17 protein-coding genes and 2 tRNA genes are annotated in these 18,620 nt (G+C 62.0%); 7 read left to right on the top strand and 12 right to left on the bottom strand.

The genetic code is table 11. From position 1 onward, the window contains the following. Window positions 1–203 precede the first annotated feature (203 nt). The 4 genes from D3870_RS17540 (at window position 204) to D3870_RS17525 (ending at window position 2,140) form a co-directional block, all read left to right on the top strand. The gene (locus tag D3870_RS17540; RefSeq protein ID WP_119741109.1) at window positions 204–506 is read left to right on the top strand and encodes an ElaB/YgaM/YqjD family protein; all 303 of its coding nucleotides are present in this window, start codon (window positions 204–206) and stop codon (window positions 504–506) included. Window positions 507–531: 25 nt separating this feature from the next. Next, window positions 532–945, top strand: a complete 414-nt coding sequence (locus D3870_RS17535; protein WP_119741107.1) for a phage holin family protein — start codon at window positions 532–534, stop codon at window positions 943–945. Next, window positions 942–1,337 (top strand): hypothetical protein, encoded by a 396-nt coding sequence (locus tag D3870_RS17530; protein WP_119741105.1) that lies wholly within the window; start codon window positions 942–944, stop codon window positions 1,335–1,337. The genes D3870_RS17535 and D3870_RS17530 overlap by 4 nt, the downstream gene beginning before the upstream one ends. A 119-nt stretch (window positions 1,338–1,456) precedes the next feature. After that, complete coding sequence (locus tag D3870_RS17525; RefSeq protein ID WP_119741102.1) at window positions 1,457–2,140, top strand: YiaD family glycine zipper/OmpA-like lipoprotein; 684 nt, start codon at window positions 1,457–1,459, stop codon at window positions 2,138–2,140. A gap of 63 nt (window positions 2,141–2,203) precedes the next feature. Here the strand turns inward: D3870_RS17525 and D3870_RS17520 are convergent, their stop codons facing one another. Then, a complete protein-coding gene (locus D3870_RS17520) occupies window positions 2,204–3,076 on the bottom strand; it encodes a c-type cytochrome (protein ID WP_119741100.1) in 873 nt (290 codons plus the stop codon). A 200-nt stretch (window positions 3,077–3,276) separates the two neighbouring features. Here D3870_RS17520 and D3870_RS17515 point away from each other — a divergent pair. Together D3870_RS17515 and D3870_RS17510 are read left to right on the top strand one after the other, a co-directional pair. Next, window positions 3,277–3,352: transfer RNA gene (locus D3870_RS17515), tRNA-Arg, on the top strand. A gap of 147 nt (window positions 3,353–3,499) precedes the next feature. Next, window positions 3,500–3,576 (top strand) — tRNA-Met (locus D3870_RS17510). 299 nt (window positions 3,577–3,875) lie between these two features. Here the strand turns inward: D3870_RS17510 and D3870_RS17505 are convergent. The 6 genes from D3870_RS17505 to D3870_RS17480 all read right to left on the bottom strand — a co-directional run bounded on the left by D3870_RS17505 (window position 3,876) and on the right by D3870_RS17480 (window position 12,453). Continuing rightward, window positions 3,876–6,212, bottom strand: a complete 2,337-nt coding sequence (locus tag D3870_RS17505; RefSeq protein ID WP_119741097.1) for a flavin monoamine oxidase family protein — start codon at window positions 6,210–6,212, stop codon at window positions 3,876–3,878. Window positions 6,213–6,234: 22 nt separating this feature from the next. Continuing rightward, window positions 6,235–6,735, bottom strand: a complete 501-nt coding sequence (locus tag D3870_RS17500; RefSeq protein ID WP_119741095.1) for a CesT family type III secretion system chaperone — start codon at window positions 6,733–6,735, stop codon at window positions 6,235–6,237. A 599-nt stretch (window positions 6,736–7,334) separates the two neighbouring features. Further along, window positions 7,335–9,383: a phenylacetic acid degradation bifunctional protein PaaZ gene (gene paaZ / locus D3870_RS17495; RefSeq protein WP_119741092.1), complete on the bottom strand. Its 2,049-nt coding sequence runs from the start codon at window positions 9,381–9,383 to the stop codon at window positions 7,335–7,337. Between the two features lie 195 nt (window positions 9,384–9,578). Then, entirely contained in the window at window positions 9,579–9,776 is a 198-nt protein-coding gene (locus tag D3870_RS17490; protein WP_119741090.1) for a DUF2783 domain-containing protein, read from the bottom strand. Continuing rightward, window positions 9,773–11,467 (bottom strand): FAD-dependent oxidoreductase, encoded by a 1,695-nt coding sequence (locus D3870_RS17485; RefSeq protein ID WP_119741088.1) that lies wholly within the window; start codon window positions 11,465–11,467, stop codon window positions 9,773–9,775. The genes D3870_RS17490 and D3870_RS17485 overlap by 4 nt, the downstream gene beginning before the upstream one ends. A 26-nt stretch (window positions 11,468–11,493) precedes the next feature. Next, window positions 11,494–12,453 carry an MBL fold metallo-hydrolase gene (locus D3870_RS17480; RefSeq protein ID WP_119741087.1) on the bottom strand — a complete coding sequence of 320 codons (960 nt, stop codon included), beginning with the start codon at window positions 12,451–12,453 and terminating at the stop codon, window positions 11,494–11,496. 127 nt (window positions 12,454–12,580) lie between these two features. On the opposite strand from D3870_RS17480, the gene paaY reads away from it, so the two are divergent. Continuing rightward, window positions 12,581–13,180: a phenylacetic acid degradation protein PaaY gene (paaY, locus tag D3870_RS17475; RefSeq protein ID WP_119741085.1), complete on the top strand. Its 600-nt coding sequence runs from the start codon at window positions 12,581–12,583 to the stop codon at window positions 13,178–13,180. Window positions 13,181–13,276: 96 nt separating this feature from the next. On the opposite strand, the gene paaK is transcribed toward paaY, so the two are convergent. The 5 genes from paaK to paaE form a co-directional block, all read right to left on the bottom strand. Continuing rightward, window positions 13,277–14,581, bottom strand: coding sequence for a phenylacetate--CoA ligase PaaK (gene paaK, locus D3870_RS17470; RefSeq protein WP_119741083.1), 1,305 nt, complete (start codon window positions 14,579–14,581; stop codon window positions 13,277–13,279). A 65-nt stretch (window positions 14,582–14,646) separates the two neighbouring features. After that, complete coding sequence (paaI, locus tag D3870_RS17465) at window positions 14,647–15,108, bottom strand: hydroxyphenylacetyl-CoA thioesterase PaaI (RefSeq protein WP_119741078.1); 462 nt, start codon at window positions 15,106–15,108, stop codon at window positions 14,647–14,649. Further along, window positions 15,101–16,624, bottom strand: coding sequence for a 3-hydroxyacyl-CoA dehydrogenase PaaH (gene paaH, locus D3870_RS17460; RefSeq protein ID WP_119741076.1), 1,524 nt, complete (start codon window positions 16,622–16,624; stop codon window positions 15,101–15,103). The genes paaI and paaH overlap by 8 nt, the downstream gene beginning before the upstream one ends. Before the next feature lie 3 nt (window positions 16,625–16,627). Beyond that, window positions 16,628–17,419, bottom strand: a complete 792-nt coding sequence (gene paaG, locus D3870_RS17455; protein ID WP_119741074.1) for a 2-(1,2-epoxy-1,2-dihydrophenyl)acetyl-CoA isomerase PaaG — start codon at window positions 17,417–17,419, stop codon at window positions 16,628–16,630. A 46-nt stretch (window positions 17,420–17,465) separates the two neighbouring features. After that, on the bottom strand, window positions 17,466–18,542 hold the full coding sequence (gene paaE / locus D3870_RS17450) for a 1,2-phenylacetyl-CoA epoxidase subunit PaaE (RefSeq protein WP_119741072.1): 1,077 nt from the start codon (window positions 18,540–18,542) through the stop codon (window positions 17,466–17,468). Window positions 18,543–18,620 lie beyond the last annotated feature (78 nt).

The following is an 18,620-nucleotide window of genomic DNA, read 5'->3' as shown; positions in this document are numbered from 1 at the left end:
AACGAGGACCATTCCGCAGGCGACAATTTGCGAATCCCTATGCCCACTTTCATGGGCGCGTTGCCGCATGCCAATGCGCCGCCGCATTGCCTACCTTGTTGCTGGATCAAATCGAAAAGCTTTACATCTGGTAAATTAGCCGCAACCGGGCAACCAACGCAGCAGCACAATCGCTGCCGCAACATTTTTCAGGAGCATCAACCATGCTGGCATCGAACATCAAGACCGTACGACACGACATGAACGCGCTGCTCAAGGATGCGCAGGCGCTGTTTCTGGAAGCGGCATCCGTGACCGGCGACCGCGCGGACGAGTTGCGCGCGCGCGGCATGGCGCTGCTCGAGGCCGCCATGGACAAGGCGCAGGACGTGCAGGCCGTTGCCTTCGAGAAGGGCAAGGAAGCCGCGCAATCCGCCGACGAATTCGTGCATGAAAATCCATGGAAAGCCGTCGCCATTTCCACCGGCATCGGCCTCCTGGTCGGCCTGCTGATATCGCGCAAATAATTCCGATCAATCACACGGCGTGCCGATGGACTACCGACAATCGACTTCCTCCAGTGCGAACTCCGGCCTGATCGCAGGCGCGGCCGGCATCGCCAAAAACCTGTTCGGGCTGCTGGTGAGCCGGATCGAACTTGCGGCGCTGGAACTCGGCGAAGTGCGCGGCAATCTCGCCCGCCTCCTGCTGGTGTCGGCCTTCGGCATCGTCGCCTTCTGGTTTGCGCTTGCCAGCTGGACCGTGCTGCTGGTGGTACTGGCGTGGGATACGTGGGGCTGGAAAATCCTGCTGCTGATCGCCGTCGTCTACACCTTGCTGGCGCTGGCCATGCTTTTCCAGGTGCGCTCCCTGCTGGGCAACGGCAAGCTGTCGATGCCGGCCACCATGACGGAGTTGCGCAAGGATCGCGACGCATTGCTGGACGTGCGCGGGAGCGACTCATGAACCGCGCCGATCGCAAGATGGCATTGTCGCCAGCCGAACGCAAGCAGTTGCTGATTGCGCAGGGCGCGGCATTTCGTTCGGAAATCACCCGCTCCCGCCAGATCGCCCGTGCGGGCCTGCGGCCGGAGTCCCTCGCCTCGGATGCGTTCAACCACCTCGCATCCACCGCCATGGCAGCGTTCGGCGGCCGGAGCGGGGCGGGCTTCGCCGGACTGGACCTGCCGACCATCCTGCCACTGGTCGTCAGCGGCATCGCCGCATTGTCCAAACGCTCGCTGCTGAAACCGCTGGCCGGCGGCGCGCTTGCCATCGGCCTGCTTGGTGCTGTCGCGACGTTTGTCTTGCGCAAAAGGAAAGCATCACGCGCAGGCGCTGCGCCAGAGCAGGTCTGACGCCTCCCATGCACGGCCGCGCCTGCTGATGCGCGGCAAGTGCAGAATCTGCACTTGCCGAACTAACATAGCTGCCGCATGTCGAATTCCTGTCGTTTTTACAAAATAGGAAAGAGATCATGCGAAATCGAGTGGCCGTATCCACCATGGCAGCGATGCTTGCGCTCGGCGGCTGTGCCAACATGAGTGAAACGCAGAAGGGCACCGCCACCGGTGCCGGCATCGGTGCGGGACTGGGGGCCGTGATCGGCGCTGCAACGGGCGGCGGCGGTGGCAGCCGGGCCGCGACCGGCGCGGTCATCGGCGGACTGGCCGGCGGCGTCGCCGGCAACATCTGGTCCAACAAGATGGAGCAGCAAAAACGCACCATGGAACAGGCCACGCAAGGCACCGGCGTGCAGGTGACGCAAACGCAGGACAACCAGCTGAAGCTGGAGATCCCGTCCGACATTTCCTTCGACACCAACAGCGCCGACATCAAGCCGAATTTCCGTTCGATCCTCGACAAGTTCGCCGCCAGCCTCGTCGAAAATCCGATCACCCGCGTCAACATCGTCGGCCATACCGACAGCACCGGCAATGACGCCATCAACAACCCTCTGTCGGTCAACCGTGCCGCGCATACGCGCGACTACTTGGTGTCGCGCGGGGTCTCATCCAGCCGCTTCAACATCGATGGCCGCGGATCGCGCGAGCCGCTGGTGGCAAACGATACCGAAGCCAATCGCGCCAAGAACCGCCGCGTGGAAATCTTCGTCGCGGAACAGCAAGCCGCGGCACAGACTGCGCCCCCGCCGAAATGAATGCGCGGACCAATAAAAAAGCCGGCCCGCAGGCCGGCTTTTTGTCGTGCTGGATTCCGATGATTATTTGGATGCAGCAACCATGTAATCGACGGCAGCCTTGATTTCATCATCCGAAGCGGTGGAGCCGCCTTTCGGCGGCATCATGCCGGCCTTGCCGGTGAAGCCCTTGATCGCATGTTCGTGCAGCTTGGCGGAGCCTTGCGCAATGCGCGGCGCCCATGCCGCCTTGTCGCCGAGCTTCGGCGCACCGGCGATGCCCGCGCCGTGGCAGGCCACGCATGCAGCGTCATACACCTTCTTGCCGGTGTCCGCCGAAACCTGGGCGGGAGCAGCAGCAGGCGCAGCGGCAGCAGCAGGTGCAGCGGCGGCCGGAGCAGCTTCTGCGGGAGCGGCAGCAGCTGGAGCGGCAGCAGCCGGAGCCGCGGCCTTCACTGCAGGTTCCTTGAATTTTGCGCCCGACTGGTTCGCCAGGTAGACGACCGCACGTGCCACCTCGACATCGTCCAGATCCGGGTTGCCGCCCTTGGCCGGCATCGCGCGCAGGCCCTTGATCGCGTGTTCGACCACCTTTTCCTGGCCTTGGCCGATACGGGCCGACCATGCGCCCGCGTCGCCCAGCTTCGGTGCGCCGGCAGCGCCGCTGTCATGGCAGGCGGCGCAGGTTGCCTTGTATACGGTGTCACCCGCCTGCAACTGCTTCGGCGCGTTCACATCCTTCAGCGTGAAGCCTGCGTCCGCCTCCGGCTTGATCCGTGCGGCAATCGATTCCGGCATCTGGCCGGTCGAGCCGGCACCGGTCTGCTCTGCGCTGGTAACATACTGCACCAGCAGCACGATGCAGATGATGGGGACCAAAAAGCCCGCAATCACTGCAGCGATGAGCTGCTTCGGCGTCTTGATCGCGGATTCGTGTTCGTTGTGTGCGTCGCTCATTATTCCCTCAGTGCAATTTTCTGAAACCGTAGCGGTTGCGTGAAGCGGCCGTTCCGGCCTGAAGATGCTGCAGCGCAATACCCTGAAAAACCTTTGATTATAGACTCAAAGCGCCTGCTTTGGAACGAAAGCCGCGTGTTTTGCATGGACGGCAAACCGGAAAAACGGTATCCTTCATGCCTCTTCACATGTCTTCCTACGCGGCTGTAGCTCAGTGGATAGAGTATTGGCCTCCGAAGCCAAGGGTCGTGGGTTCGATCCCCGCCAGCCGCGCCACTTCCAGGACTTGATACAAGTTTCGTCGAAGTGTGGCGAATTTCAATTTCAGCCATTCAAGATTCCATCATGACAAGCCTGCTCCATGCCGGCCTTCATTCATGGTTGTCTTTATGATCGGGAGCCTGTACACTTCGCCCCCTCAGACGCGGGGTGGAGCAGTCTGGCAGCTCGTCGGGCTCATAACCCGAAGGTCACAGGTTCAAATCCTGTCCCCGCAACCAAATAAAGAAGCAAAAAGCCCGGCCATACGTGCCGGGCTTTTTGTTTGGCTATGTCTGAATAAACGTTGAGCCCGCGCTCCGCTGGACGCACGGGTCGAACATGATCCCGCTGCGGGCAGCGGGATCATGCGCTGGAACGACGCTTGACCGAGGGCGCATGCCGGACCATCGCATGACCGCGTACTGTTCCATCGACATTCGGGAACGAGAGCGTCAACTGGATCGGTCATGAAGGTCCGGCCCCTCAAGCCTCAAACTGCCGTGAAATGGACGCTACGCAGACACTGCGTGCCAAACACTCACGCAGCGGACCTGCCTTCGTAGTTGTATTTATCCTTTCGAATATCCATTGGCGAGCCGTCTGCCACCGCCCCTCCAAGATGCAGGGCAGCAGCGACTGCGGCATTGATCCCGGTTGTCACCGCGCCTTCCACCCATCCACCCGTGTGCGACACGCCGTCACCGGCAAGATAGACGCCGCTATCCGGTTGCGGGTCCTTGGCCTCGGCGCTTTGATACTGGTAGAACGCCGCATGCTGATTGGGTTCCTGGCCCGGATTGTTGAGCTTGAATGCGCCGAATTGCGTCGGTCTGGTTTGCCAGTCAACGTTGTGCAGCTCGCCGTTGAGCGGAACCAGATTTTCTGCGAATTCCGGACTGACCTGTGCGATGACTTTCTTGAATTCCTCAAGGCGCTCTTCGGGCTTGAGGCCCAGCAGCTTGGTGGACTTGTCGCCCCAGGTATAGCTGACCAGCACCACGCCGTGATCGGTACCCGGGTAGCCAAGACAGTAGATGCCGTGCGGAGATTGATCGGTCTGGATGGTTTGCGGAATGTCCTTGCGCGGATTTCCCTGATCGTCCAGCCAGAACTTCTTTTCGGTGCGAATGAACAGCTTGGATGAATTCATCAGGTGCAGATCGGTTATCGCGCTCGCGACATCCTTGCTGAGAACCGGATCGGAGTCGCGCGCAGGCAATGACATGCCCATGCGTTCCATCGCGACGGGACTTGCAGTAACCACCACGGCGGCGAACCCCTTTTCCTGCACGGTGCCGTCAGCAGCCTTCAGTTTCACGGTTGACTTGCCAGCGTTTGCCTCGATGCCAGTCACGGTCGTGGTGAGGCGGATCTCGGCGTTCTTTTCGAGCGATACGCTGTTGCCTGCGGGATCGGTCATCTCGGCTGTGTAGAAGTGGTCCAACGCGTCCGTCGTGCCCTTGGGCAGCAGATGCTGGTCGTCATCCAGTTTGTTGACCATGACGCGCAGGATTTCGAGAAAGCCGACCGGATACAGCGGTCCGAAGCCGCCGGTGCCGATACCCAATGCGCCGAAGGCATCGAGTTGATCTTTGCCCCATTTGATGCCGAGTTCCTGCATGCCTTCCTTGACCGCCGCAAAGAAGCTCTTGCCCTCGTACTTGTCGATATAGCCCTGCCAGATTTTCTCCAGCTTCTCCGAGTCGTGCGCTTTTCTGGCCTCCTCGATCGGCGCTGTCAGACGCGAGGCAAATTTGCCAAAGTCCGCGCCTACCTGCTTCAGCAGAACGCTGTCCGGGGTGGGGGCGCCAGGCTTCCAGTCGATGGTTTCTCCCTTGAAGAACAGTTTGGTCGGCACCTTGCCGGGGTTGGGAAAATCGGAAATCGTTTTAACGCCAAACTGCTTGAGGAAGTGAAACCAGGTGCGGCCCGTCGGCGGGAAGCGCATGGCGCCCATCTCGGAGAACTCGGGTGCGGTCGTGCCGTTCGTATTCGTGTAGTGGCGCGACTCCAGCCGTCCGCCCCTTCTATCCTCCGCCTCCACCATCGTCACTTTGGCACCGGCTTGCAGCAGCATGCGCGCGGCAGTGGCGGCAGCGGCGCCGGTGCCGACGATCAGCACCTCTTTCCCCCGAGCCTCAGGCGGCAACGTGATCGGGTTTTCGTTGAATTTCAAAAAGCTCTTGTAGTCATAGTCGGTGTCGATGAAGTTCTGATTCGGTTTGTTGGTCCGAATGAGTTCGAGGCCTTCTTTCGCAGCGCTGTCCACGTGCTGGAACAGGCCGCTCCGCGCAGCCGGGCTCATGGCGGCGAGTGTATGGTGCAGCCAGTTGACGGCCGGCCCTCTCAGCTTCGGCGCGTCAAGGAGCTTCCGTTGCTCGGCGCTCAAGCCTTCAAGTTCTTTCTTTTGTTCCTCTTCAGAGAGAGTTGCAAGGCGCTCATTCAGCGCATGAGCGTCTTTTTCTGCCAGCGTTGGCATACGGCTGATTCCTCCGGACTTGACGTTCTTGCCGGCTTCATTCAGTACATCCACCTTCTCCTTGTCGCTCAGGCGCTGCCAATGCGCATGGACTTCTCGCTGGAACGCAAGTCGCTGTTCACCTTTCGGCGTGTTGGCCAATTTCCCGAGATTCGCGTTGAACATTGCGGCGACATGTGCCCGTTGCGTATCGTCTTTGGGCCACGTGCCGATCGGCGTTGCCTTGCTCGTCGGCAGAGGGCGTCCGTTATTGGCGACCGGGCCGTGTTCAAGGTGTGTGAGCGTAGACTGGCGCATGACTGCTGCGGTGTTCGGCTGCGAAATCGTCCTCTGCGCAGCAACGGCATTGGTGGTTTGTGAAACGCCAAGGATGGGTGTGGTTGGGGTAGTCGTCATGTAATTTCTTTCATCAAGAGTTTCAGGAATTTTTCGAGACTCGCGCAATCTGCGCACGAGCAAGCAACGCGGAGGTGGATGATGCCGAGCGTGACGCAGGCGTGGTTTGGCGCATTTCCTCCTCGGATGACAACGGCTCTTTGCGCCACGCGTTGGCCTGGGATGACAGCGTTGTCAGGATGCTGGACAGGATGTCCGGTGTAAGGGCATCCAGACGTTCATGCCGGGCCAGCATGATTCGGCCCGTGTCCGGCGAAATCGCAAACACCGGCCCGTCACCCTTGTACAGAAACAGATTTTTTTTCAGCAATGCGCGATACACATCGCGTTCGCGACCAACCGGCGGATCGCCGAAATCGCAATAGATGAACAACATGTCGGCATTGATTTTTTCGCTGTAGATCAGCGAAAACTTGACCTCATTGACTTCCACCGGTCCGCCTCGCATCACGGACGCAGGATCGTCAAGCCACGATCGCTTGCAAAAGCCTTCGATCAAGCTTGAGTAACTACTTTTACTCATGCAAATCTCCCTTTGAAAATTGAACTCCTTGAAAAATCACACCCATTCAGAACCATGCAATGCATCGCATGTTGCGTGGCGGATGTCGTACCGCGCAATTCTTCAACTGACTGGAGAATGGGTCGTGCGGCGAAGCGGACTGGTTCCACTTCACTGGCCGGAATCGGCATGTATTCACGAGATTTTTCTTGTTTTATTCGTGAAGAATTTCAGATGGTCGGAAAGCGTAACGTGTGCGTTACAGATGTATGAAGAAACGTCTTGGCGAAGCAGGGATTCACATGACACGATGCGTGCTTGGTGAAGGCGCGAAATGCGCAAGGGATGCGTCAGCGGCAATCGCTGACGGGATTGGCGAAGGAGAAGAACAGGCGGGTGTGCGGGGCACATTGCATGCCCGGGTCATTGCACAATGCAGCAGGAGTGCGTGGTCGCGAAGCGCGCATCGACGCATACGTGGATCGATTACGTCACGGTTCCGCTTCGTGCATCACACCATGTCAGCGCATGTGCGAACTGCAACGGGGAACGACAATGCTGTCACTTGCGCAGCGTGTCGTATCCCCGAATACATCAATGAATTCAATTGCCGGGGCAAATCAACCGCGGAATGCGACCAGCGTCAGGATGTCGTAGTTCGCCACCAGCTCGTCGTCCTGATTGGTGACGTCCACTTCCCATGTGACCACGCCCTGGCGCACGCCCTTGGCGTCCGTCTTGCGGCGATCGACCTTGCGCTTGCAGGTGAGGCGCGCGCGGATGGTGTCGCCGATGCCGACCGGCTTGATGAAGCGCAGCGTGTCCAGTCCGTAGTTCGCCAGTACCGGGCCCGGTGCTGGCGAGACGAACAGGCCGGCGGCGGCCGACAGCACGAAGTAGCCGTGCGCGATGCGCTTGCCGAAGGCGGTTTCCTTGGCGGCGATCTCGTCGAAGTGCATGTAGAAGTAGTCGCCCGACAGGCCGCCGAAGTTGACGATGTCGGCTTCGCTGACGGTGCGGCGGTGGGTCAGGAGCGAATCGCCGACTTGCAGATCTTCGAAGTAACGACGGAAGGGATGCACGTCCGATTCGCGCACGGCCGCGCCCTGGACGTATTCGCCGGTGACGGCGGCCAGCATGGTGGGCGAACCCTGTACGGCGGCGCGCTGCAGATAGTGCTTCACTGCGCGCACGCCGCCCAGTTCCTCGCCGCCGCCGGCGCGTCCCGGGCCGCCGTGCTTGAGCTGCGGCAGCGGCGAGCCGTGGCCGGTGGATTCCGGCGCGGCTTCGCGGTCGAGAATCAGCAGGCGGCCGTGGTGCGCGGCTGCGACCGGAATCGCCTTCGCTGCAATTTTCGGATCACGCGTGACCAGCGTGCCGACCAGGCTGCCGCGTCCCTTGGCGGCCAGTGTCAATGCCTCGTCGATATCGGTGTAGGGCATCAGCGTGCTGACCGGGCCGAAGGCTTCGATGTCGTGCACCTTGTCGTCGCGCATGGCGTCGCGGCACAGCATCAGGGTCGGCGCGAAGAACGCACCTTCCGCCACCGCGCCTGCCGGAGCGAAACCGTCGCGCTCGCCGAACACCAGCTCGTTGCCTTGCAGCAGTTGCGCGACGCGTTCGGCCACGTCGGCCTGCTGCGCGTGCGAGGCCAGCGCGCCCATCCGCACGCCTTCCTGCGCCGGGTCGCCCACCACGGTTTTCGCGAGACGTTCGCGCAGGCGCGTGGCGACCGCGTCGAGGTGTTTCGCCGGCACGATGGCGCGGCGGATCGCGGTGCATTTCTGCCCCGCCTTGACCGTCATCTCGCGCGCGACTTCCTTGACGAACAGGTCGAACTCTTCGTCGTCGGGCGAGACGTCCGGCGCGAGGATCGCGCAGTTGAGCGAGTCGGCTTCGGCGTTGAACGGGATGCCCTGACGGATCAGGTTCGGATGCGCGCGCAATTTCGCTGCAGTGTCGGCCGAGCCGGTGAAGGTGACGACGTCCGCGCCGTTCAGTCGATCGAGCAGATCGCCGGTGCCGCCGATCACCAGTTGCAGGCTGCCCTTCGGCAGCAAGCCCGATTCGTGCATCAGCTTCACTGCCGCTGCGGTCAGGTAGCTGGTGGCGGTTGCCGGTTTGGCGATGCAGGGCATGCCGGCGAGGAAGGTCGGCGCGAATTTCTCGAGCAGGCCCCAGATCGGGAAGTTGAACGCATTGATGTGCACTGCCACGCCGTGGCGTGGCACGAGGATGTGCGTGCCGCTGAACTTGCCTTGCTTGCCGAGGCGGATCACCGGCCCTTCGTGCAGGACATTGCTCGACGGCAGTTCATTCGCGCCGATGCTGGCATAGGCGAACAGCGTGCCGATGCCGCCCTCGATGTCGATCCAGCTGTCGGCGCGGGTTGCGCCGGTGTGGTAGGAGACCGCGTACAGCTCTTCCTTGCGCTCGCCGAGGAACTTGGCCAGCGCCTTCAGGCGCGCCGCGCGTTCCTGGAAATCCATTGCCAGCAGCGTCGGCAAGCCCTGGCTGCGTGCGTGCGCGACTGCTTCGTCGAAGGCGATTTGTTCGGCGTGCGTATAGCCGATTACACTGCCGTTGACGGCGCTGCGCAGCGATTGCGCCGACTGGCTGCCGAGCCAGCGGTCGTTAATGAAACTTTGAATGATGGGCGCGTTGGCCATGATGGATTCTCCTGGGTTTGATTCAAGAATGATCGGTAGTGCGTGTCTGGTTTCTCCTTCCCCTTCAAGGGGAAGGCCGGGATGGGGATGGGTTTGATGCTGCGGATTTAACCCATCCCCACCCTAACCCTCCCCTTGAAGGGGAGGGAATGTAGTGGAAAATTCGACGCTATTGATTCATCCGCGAGTCCGGTTTTAAATATCCTTCCGCGCCACCCGCATCGCCTCGCGCAGCACGTCGAGGTCGCCGACGTGATTCGCCAGCAGCAGGATCAACTTCGCGTTGAGCATGTGGCTTTGCGCCTCATCGAGGTCGCGATGGGTTTCGATCAATGCTTCGTAGAACTCGTCGGCGAGTGCGATGTTCGGTTCGGTGATCAATGGCGTGCTCATGCGGTTTCCAGTTCCTTGCAGGTGGCGCGGGCGAGCGCATCGTTCACGTCGCGCAGGTCAAGCGAGCGCCAGCGCGCGCATACGTGCTGGTCGGGACGCAGCAGGTAGAAGGTGCCGTCGCGTGCATCGAAGCGTTGCGCGAGCAGGCCTTGCACATCTTCCAGCACCGTGATGCCGTCGACTCCATCCAGGCGTGCTCCCTGCGGCACGATCACGAGCGGCCTGACCGGCAGCGCACCGTGCGTCAATGCGCGCAGCGCGGACAGCGTGTCGGCCGCAAGCGGCCTTCCATCGCTGAAGTACACGCCGCCGAACCGATCGCCGATGTGCGACAGGAACCATGTCGCGCGACCGTCCTGCATGAGCGGTGCATCGGCGCATGGCGCACCGGCGCACATCGCATTGGTGAAGCCGTCTCGGTCCGGCGTGTTGAGCGCCGACTCGCGGTAGGTCGCGGGCGTCGAGAGCCGGCCGCTGTTGACCAGCTTGCGCGCGAAGGCATGCTCCTTCGACAGCTTCAGCACCGCATCGCGGAACAGCTTGCTGATCGCGCTTTTCGGCGTGATGAAATCGGTCGCGCGCGTCGAGTGCCGGATGTTCTCGTCGGTCGCGTATTGCCGCTCGCTGGCGTAGGTGTCGAGCAGGGCAGCAGGCGCTTCGCCGTTCAGGACCAGCCTGAGTTTCCACGCCAGATTCTCCGCATCCTGCACGCCGCTGTTGGCGCCACGCGCGCCGAACGGCGACACCAGATGCGCGGCGTCGCCGGCGAACAGCACGCGGCCGTGGCGGAATTGCTCCATCCGGGCGCAGGAGAAGGTGTACACGCTGACCCATTCCAGCTCGAATTCGACGTTCTCGCCGAGCAGTGCCTTGACACGCGGGATCACGCGCTCCGGCGCCTTCTCGGCCACCGGATCGGCATCCCAGCCGAGCTGGAAATCGATGCGCCACACATTGTCGGGCTGGCTGTGCAGCAGCACCGACTGGTTGCGATGGAAGGGCGGGTCGAACCAGAACCAGCGTTCGACGGGGAAGTCCGCCTTCATCGTCACGTCGGCAATCAGGAAGCGGTCCTTGAACACGCGCCCCTTGCTTTCCAGTCCCAGCATGTGGCGCACCGGACTGCGCACGCCGTCGGCCGCGATCACGTAATCGGCCTGCAGCGTGTAGCTGCCGTCCGGCGTCTCGACCGTCAGCGTCACCGCGTCCTCGTTCTGCGTGAGCGCGACCACCTTGTTCTGCCAGCGCAGGTCGAGGTTCGGCAAGGCCTGCGCGCGTTCGCACAGATAACCTTCGACGTAGTACTGCTGCAGGTTGATGAAGGCCGGACGGTGATGGCCGGTTTCCGGCAGCAGGTCGAAGCGGTATACCTCGCCCTCCTGAAAGAACACGCGGCCCGTGTTCCAGCTCACGCCCTTGTCGACCATCGCGTCGCCGCAGTGCAGGCGGTCGAAAATCTCCAGCGTGCGCTTGGCGAAGCAGATCGCGCGCGAACCCTGCGACAGCTTGTTGTCGTCGTCGAGCAGCACCACCGGCACGCCTTGCTGCGCGAGATCGATCGCGGCGGAGAGGCCGACCGGGCCGGCGCCGACCACGATCACTGGATGGCGCGCAGGATGTTCCCCTGCGTTTGCCGCATGGTCCGCCGGCTTCGCCCAGGCGAATTCGAGAGTCTGAAAATTCGTGCTCATGTCATTGATATGTCATCGATGTCCGCTCAATCCTGCAGCGCGTGCCACATTTCCTTGTCGCGCTCGGCGGTCCAGATGCGCGGATGCTTGATGCCGCTGGCCTCGTCCACCGCGCGCGTGACGTCGAACGGCAGGCAGTGTTCGTAGATGAATACCTGGCTGAACTTCGGGTCCATCTTGCTGCGTGCATGCGCCATCGCTTCCTTCAGCGACTTGCCGGCGGCGACTGCTTCCTTCGCGCTTTGCAAGAGCGTGGTCACGAAATCCTTGGTGTAGTCGATGCCGGCATTCACTTCGGTCGGATTCATCAATGCCGGGCCGCGCCCGGGCACCAGCTTCTGCGGCTGCAGCGCGCGCAGCGCCTCCAGCGTGGCCGGCCATTCCTCCAGTTGCGCATCGCCGGTGTAGGCGGCGGCATCGTACTCGACCAGATCGCCGGAGAAGCAGATCTTCTGCGACGGGATCCATGCGATGGTGTCGCCTTTGGTGTGACCCATGCCGATGTGCATGAGCTTCACTTCCAGCTTGCCCATGAAGACCGTCATTTCCTTCTCGAACACCATGGTCGGCCAGGTCAGTCCCGGCACCGATTCGACGCCGGCGAACAGGCGCGGAAAGCGTTCGATCTCGGACTGCATGTCCTGCGCGCCGCGCTCGACGATCATCTCGTACGTGCCGCGCGAGGCGATGATCTGCTGCGCGCCTTCCTCGAAATACGCCGAGGCGCCGAGCACGCGCACCGCGTGATAGTGCGACAGCACCACATACTTGATCGGCAGGTCGGTGATCTCGCGGATGTGCTTGATCAGTGCCTGTGCCATCACCGGCGTGGCGGTGGTATCGATCACCATCACGCCGTCGTCGCCGATGATGACGCCGGAATTCGGATCGCCTTCGGCCGTGTAGGCGTAGGCGTTATCGGACAGCTTGATGAAGCTGGTTTTCTTTTCTTCCAGATCGGCCTGGGAAGCAAATTGTTTCGTCATCGTTGACCTCGTTTGAATGGTAGTTACCGTTGATGGAAAAGTATCGTTACGCTGAAATCGTTCTATGCAAATGCGGATGATTGAGTAGACTGGTAGAACACAATTTTTTCATTCTCTGGAGACTGTCTTGGTCAAGGTCTATTCAATCGATAGCGTGACGCCGGTGGTGCATCCCACTGCCTATGTGCATCCGACTGCGGTGCTGATCGGCGATGTGATCGTCGGTCCGCGCTGCTATGTCGGCCCGCTTGCCTGCCTGCGCGGCGACTTCGGCCGCCTCGTGCTGCAGGAGGGCGCCAACGTGCAGGACACTTGCGTGATGCACGGCTTCCCCGGCACCGACACGGTGATCGAGATCGATGGCCACATCGGTCACGGCGCAGTGCTGCATGGCTGCCACATCGGACGCAATGCGATGGTCGGCATGAACGCGGTGGTGATGGACGGCGCGCAGATCGGCGAGTCCAGCATCGTGGCGGCGGCCGCCTTCGTCAAGGCCGGCATGATCGTGCCGCCATCCTCGCTGGTGGTCGGCGCGCCGGCGCGCGTGATGCGCACCCTGCGCGAAGACGAGCTGGCATGGAAGATCACCGGCACGAAGCAGTACCACGAGTTGACTGAGCGTTCGCTGCGTTCGATGCGCGAAGTCGAGGCGCTGACCGAGGTCGAGCCCGATCGTGTTCGCGTGGATGCTGCAATGACGGATTCGCATAAGCACAAGCAGTGATGCAGTAAAGGCCGTCGCCAGCGGCGGCCTGCTTCGTCCCGATATCGTTCGATCTTGTTCGATACCGGCCCTCGATCCCGCTCCCGGATGCCGGCCTTATTTCGGCCGCTTGTCGATCACGCGCCGCGCCTTGCCGGTGGCGGTGCGTTCGATGCTGCCGCACTCCAGCACGCGCACGGTGGTGGACACGCCGACATAGGTCTTGATCATGTGTTCGATTTCCTTGCACAGATTTGCCGTCTCGTTCGGGGAAGTCGCGGCGCGCAATTCGGTCAGCACTTCCAGCTTGTCGAGATGACCGTCCTTCGTCAGCACGAGCTGATAGTGCGGCGCCAGATGCGGCTGCTTCAGGATCAGTTCCTCGATCTGCGTCGGGAAGACGTTGACGCCGCGAATGATCAGCATGTCGTCGGAGCGGCCGGTGATCTTGCCCATGCGCCGCATCGCGCGCGAAGTCGGCGGCAACAGGCGCGTCAGGTCGCGCGTGCGATAGCGGATGACCGGCATGGCTTCCTTGGAGAGGGAAGTGAATACCAGTTCACCTTCCTCGCCGTCGGGCAGCACTTCGCCCGTGATCGGATCGATGATCTCGGGATAGAAATGGTCTTCCCAGATCACCGGGCCGTCCTTGCTCTCGATGCATTCGTTGGCCACGCCCGGCCCCATCACTTCCGACAGGCCATAGATGTCGACCGCATCGATGCCGGCGCGCGCCTCGATTTCGGCGCGCATGGATTCGGTCCACGGTTCCGCGCCGAAGATGCCGACCTTCAATGAGCTGTCCGCCGCATCCAGTCCCTGGCGCGTGAATTCCTCGATGATGTTGAGCATGTAGGACGGCGTCACCATGATGATGTTCGGCTTGAAGTCCTGGATCAGCTGCACCTGCTTCTCGGTCTGTCCGCCCGACATCGGGATCACGGTGCAGCCGAGCTTTTCCGCGCCGTAATGCGCGCCGAGGCCGCCGGTAAAGAGGCCGTAGCCGTAGGCCACATGCACGATGTCGCCGGCGCGGCCGCCCGCTGCGCGGATCGAACGCGCGACCACCGTGGCCCACGTGTCGATATCGTTCTTCGTGTAGCCGACCACGGTCGGCTTGCCGGTGGTGCCGCTGGAGGCGTGCACGCGCACCACCTGTTCGCGCGGCACGGCGAACATGCCGAATGGATAGTTGTCGCGCAAATCCTTCTTGCCGGTGAAGGGGAATTTCGCGAGGTCGGCCAGCGTCTTCAAATCGTCCGGATGCACGCCGGCCGCGTCGAAGCTCTTGCGGTAATGCGGCACGTTGTCGTACGCATGCTTCAACGACCATTTCAGGCGCTGCAGCTGCAAGGCTTGCAGTTCGTCCTTGCTGGCGGTTTCGATCGGCTCCAGTTCGCCGGGACTCGGTTTGCGGTTCATGCTGTCTCCTGTTTCCACTTCACGCCGCGTCGCTCCACTGGCGGCGCGGCACACTCGGTCAATCCTTAATTGCCGGCTTCGCCAATCACTTCGCCCTGAATCCGGTGCGACTTGCCGCGAAACAGCGCAATCAGTTTGCCATCCTGGTTGGTGACGGCGATGTCATACACGCCGGTCTTGCCGGACAGCGATTTCTCGACCGCTTCGGCCTGCAGCAGATCGCCTTCGCGGCCCGGGCTGAGATAGTCGATGCTGCAGCCCGAGGCCACGGTGTTGTGGTTGCGGCTGTTGCAGGCATAGGCGAATGCGGTGTCGGCCAGCGCGAAGATGAAGCCACCGTGGCAGGTCTGGTGGCCGTTCAGCATGCTGGCGCGCACCCGCATCGTCATCCTGGCGTAACCCGGCCTGACCGCGACGATTTCCATGCCCATCTCTTGCGCGGCTGCATCGCGCGCATACATCACGCGTGCAGTCATTTCCGCCAGCGCCTGGGGTTCTGCCGGTATTCCCTGTTTTGCATCAAGCATGAAAGCTTCCTCCACTTGCTACCTTGCGCCGGATCAGCGGCGATACGCGGTAGCGGTCTTCACCATACACCCGTGCCAGATTGTCCAGCACCCTCATCACGTCCTCGAGTCCGACCGCATCCGCCCACGCCAGCGGGCCGCGCGGATAGTTGACGCCCTTCTGCATCGCCAGGTCGGCTGCCGGCGCCGAGCACACACCCTGATTCACTGCATCGGCGGCTTCGTTGGCCAGCATCGCCACCGTGCGCATCACCGCCATGCCGGGCACATCGTCGAGGCGCGAGACCTTGAAGCCGGCGGCCTGAAATGCACCGACGACAGCTTGAAAGGCTTCCGTGCTGCACTGGTCGGCGCAGGTGAGGGCAAGGCGCGTGGCGTTCGCATAGTCGAGCGCCAGATCGACCAGCACCGTATTCGGTTTGCCGCTGTCGCGTGCGCGCTGCGTTGCGCTGCGGCCGTCGGTCAGACATACCGTCGCGCCGCCGCATTCAAAAAGCGCGCCGCTTTCTGCTGCTTGGCGACGCAAGGCGATGCCTGCGGCGGCAAAGCGTGCGGCAACGGCTTCCGCCAGCTTGCCGCTGCCCATGAACACAATTTCATGCGGCGCGGGTTGCGGTGCTTCAGTGCCGACTGCGGGAGCGTCGCTGCCGTCATGGCGGTAAAAGCCACGGCCCGACTTGCGCCCGAGAAAACCGGCATTCACCAGCTCCTGCTGCGCCAGCGAAGGCGTGAAACGCGGGTCGTTGTAATACGCGTTGAACACCGATTGCGTCACGGCGAAATTGACGTCGTGGCCGATCATGTCCATCAGTTCGAACGGCCCCATGCGAAAGCCGCCCGCTTCGCGCATCACGGCATCGATGGTGGCCGGCTCGGCAGCCCGCTCGGTCAAGAGGCGCAGCGCCTCGGCGTAGTAGGGACGGGCGACGCGGTTGACGATGAAGCCGGGCGTCGATTTCGCATGCACGGGACTCTTGCCCCATGCGGCAGCGGTCGCGTACACAATGTCGGCCACCGCCTTGTCGGTCGCCAGTCCGCTGATGACCTCGACCAGCGCCATCACCGGCGCGGGATTGAAGAAATGCATGCCGGCCAGGCGCGACGGCAAGCGCAGCCCTGCGCCGATGGAGGTGACCGAGATCGATGAGGTATTGGTGGCGAGGATGCAGTCGTCGCCGACGATGCGCTCCAGTTCGGCGAACAGCGTGCGCTTGGCATCCAGGTTCTCGACGATGGCTTCAACCACCAGCGCGCTGCCGGCCAGATCCTGCAGGCTGTCCGCCGCCTGCAGTCGTTCGCCCGCGGCGTGCGCGGCGTCGGCGCTCATCTTGCCTTTTTCCGCCAGCTTGACGAAGGTCGCGCGAATGCCGGCGATGGCCTTGCCGATCGCTTCGGTGCGCGCATCGAACAGCTTGACCGGATGGCCGGCGGCCGCCGCGATCTGCGCAATGCCTGCGCCCATCGCACCGCTGCCGATGACGGCGACCGTGCAGGAACTCGGTAATGCATTCGTCATGGATTACTTTCCCTTGAATTGCGGCGCGCGCTTTTCCATGAATGCCGCGACGCCTTCCTTGTAGTCTTCACTGACGCCGAGTTCGCGCATGAAGTCGCGTTCCAGATCGAGCTGCTGGTCGAAGGTATTCGACGGACTCGCATACAGCGCCTGCTTGGTGCGTGCGAGTCCCCTCGTCGGTGCCTTGGCAAAATGCCGCGCCAGTGTCAGCGCCTCGTTCGCCAGTTGCTCGTCGTCCACGCATTTCCAGATCAGGCCCCATTGTTCGGCCCGTTCGGCGGAGAGCTTGTCACCGAGCATCGCCAGTCCCATCGCGCGCGCGGTGCCGATCAGGCGCGGCAGGAAGTAGGTGCCGCCCGTGTCCGGGATCAGGCCGAGCTTGCAGAAGGCTTCGATGAAGCTGGCCGATTTCGCGGCGAGCACGATGTCGCCGGCCAGCGCGATATTCGCGCCGGCGCCGGCCGCCACGCCGTTGACCGCGCAGATCACCGGCATCGGCAGCGCGCGCAGCGTGCGCACCAGCGGCGCATAGTATTTGTCGATCGATTCGCCGAGATCGACCGCCGCCGAACCGGGCGCAACGGCGCGATCCGCCAGATCCTGTCCGGCGCAGAAGCCGCGTCCGGCACCGGTCAGGAGCAACACGCGCACCGAGGAATCGGCCTGCACGCGATTCAGCGCATCGCGCACTTCCTCGTGCATCTCGGCGGTGAAGCTGTTGAGCTTGTCGGGCCGATTCAGCGTCAGTTGCGCGATGCCGTCGCCGAGCTCGAACAGAATATTCTTGTAGGTCATCGTTGTCTCCAAGGGATGCTGCGTTATTTTGTTTTTTGACAGCTTGTCAGGTGTCCTGATCGAAATCAACCACCAGCTTGTCCGTCACCGGAAAGCTCTGGCAACTCAACACAAAGCCGCGCGCAATCTCGTAATCTTCCAGCGCATAGTTGACGTCCATGTCAACCTTGCCGTCGACTACCTTGCAGCGGCAGGTGGAGCAGACGCCGCCCTTGCACGAATAGCGCATCTCGATGCCTTGCCGCAGGCCGGCGTCGAGCACCGATTCCTTGTCCTTCTGCATGGTGAAGATGGTATGGCGGCCATCCATGATCAGCGTCACTTCGCATTCCTCATGGCCGACGACCGGGCGCGTCTGCGCGACATGCTTGTGCTTCGGGATGCTGGCGGCGAACAACTCCACCTTGATGTTCGATTTCGGCATGCCATGCGCCTGCAAGGCATCCGACACCGCATGCATCATCTCTTCCGGACCGCAGATGAAGGCGGTGTCGATGTCGTCGAGATCGATCCAGTGCTTGAAGAATTCCGCGCACTTCTCGCCGGTGATGCGTCCGTTGAACAGTTCGATGTCCTGCTGCTCGCGGCTCATCACGTAGACCAGGTTGAAACGCTCCAGATACGTGTCCTTCAAGTCGGCCAGCTCTTCGCGGAAGATCACGGAGGACGAGGCACGATTGCCGTAGAACAGCGTGAACTTGCTGTGCGCTTCGGTCGCCAGCGTGGTCTTGATGATGGACATCAGCGGAGTGATGCCGCTGCCGGCGGCGAAGCCGAGGTAATGCTTGCTGTTGTCGGGCGACAGCGGCGTGTTGAAATGCCCCATCGGCGGCATCACCTCGATCGTCGTGCCTGGCTGCAGCGTGTCGTTGGCCCAGGTCGAGAACACGCCGCCCGTGGTGCGCTTGATCGCCACCCGCAGTGCGTCGTCCTGCACCGCCGAGCAGATCGAATACGAACGGCGCACGTCTTCGCCGGCGATCGTGGTGCGCAGGGTCAGGTGCTGGCCCTGGTTGAAGCGGAAGGTGTCCTTCAATTCCGGCGGCACGGTGAAGGTCACCGCGATCGCGTCGCGCGTTTCATTGCGCACCCTGGATACTGTCAGTGGATAGAATTTGCTCATTGCGGTCTGGTGTTTAGTGTCGCGGTATTCGCTTCAGAAATTTGGCGCTCGAAAACCTGAGCGTTCCCTCCCTTTCAA

The organism is Noviherbaspirillum cavernae (assembly GCF_003590875.1).
Classification (GTDB): Bacteria; Pseudomonadota; Gammaproteobacteria; order Burkholderiales; family Burkholderiaceae_D; genus Noviherbaspirillum; species Noviherbaspirillum cavernae.
Note: the sequence above shows the minus strand (reverse complement) of the source record. Positions and strands in the feature narration are given on the sequence as shown.

Coding starts and splice junctions, on each gene's coding strand:
- D3870_RS17490 (WP_119741090.1), bottom strand. CDS start 9,776: ATGAGCACGCCATTGATCACCGAACCGAACATCGCACTCGCCGACGAG.
- D3870_RS17500 (WP_119741095.1), bottom strand. CDS start 6,735: ATGAGTAAAAGTAGTTACTCAAGCTTGATCGAAGGCTTTTGCAAGCGA.
- D3870_RS17535 (WP_119741107.1), top strand. CDS start 532: ATGGACTACCGACAATCGACTTCCTCCAGTGCGAACTCCGGCCTGATC.
- D3870_RS17540 (WP_119741109.1), top strand. CDS start 204: ATGCTGGCATCGAACATCAAGACCGTACGACACGACATGAACGCGCTG.
- D3870_RS17520 (WP_119741100.1), bottom strand. CDS start 3,076: ATGAGCGACGCACACAACGAACACGAATCCGCGATCAAGACGCCGAAG.
- D3870_RS17485 (WP_119741088.1), bottom strand. CDS start 11,467: ATGAGCACGAATTTTCAGACTCTCGAATTCGCCTGGGCGAAGCCGGCG.
- paaZ (WP_119741092.1), bottom strand. CDS start 9,383: ATGGCCAACGCGCCCATCATTCAAAGTTTCATTAACGACCGCTGGCTC.
- paaG (WP_119741074.1), bottom strand. CDS start 17,419: ATGACCTACAAGAATATTCTGTTCGAGCTCGGCGACGGCATCGCGCAA.
- paaH (WP_119741076.1), bottom strand. CDS start 16,624: ATGACGAATGCATTACCGAGTTCCTGCACGGTCGCCGTCATCGGCAGC.
- D3870_RS17505 (WP_119741097.1), bottom strand. CDS start 6,212: ATGACGACTACCCCAACCACACCCATCCTTGGCGTTTCACAAACCACC.
- D3870_RS17530 (WP_119741105.1), top strand. CDS start 942: ATGAACCGCGCCGATCGCAAGATGGCATTGTCGCCAGCCGAACGCAAG.
- paaK (WP_119741083.1), bottom strand. CDS start 14,581: ATGAACCGCAAACCGAGTCCCGGCGAACTGGAGCCGATCGAAACCGCC.
- D3870_RS17525 (WP_119741102.1), top strand. CDS start 1,457: ATGCGAAATCGAGTGGCCGTATCCACCATGGCAGCGATGCTTGCGCTC.
- paaI (WP_119741078.1), bottom strand. CDS start 15,108: ATGCTTGATGCAAAACAGGGAATACCGGCAGAACCCCAGGCGCTGGCG.
- D3870_RS17480 (WP_119741087.1), bottom strand. CDS start 12,453: ATGACGAAACAATTTGCTTCCCAGGCCGATCTGGAAGAAAAGAAAACC.
- paaE (WP_119741072.1), bottom strand. CDS start 18,542: ATGAGCAAATTCTATCCACTGACAGTATCCAGGGTGCGCAATGAAACG.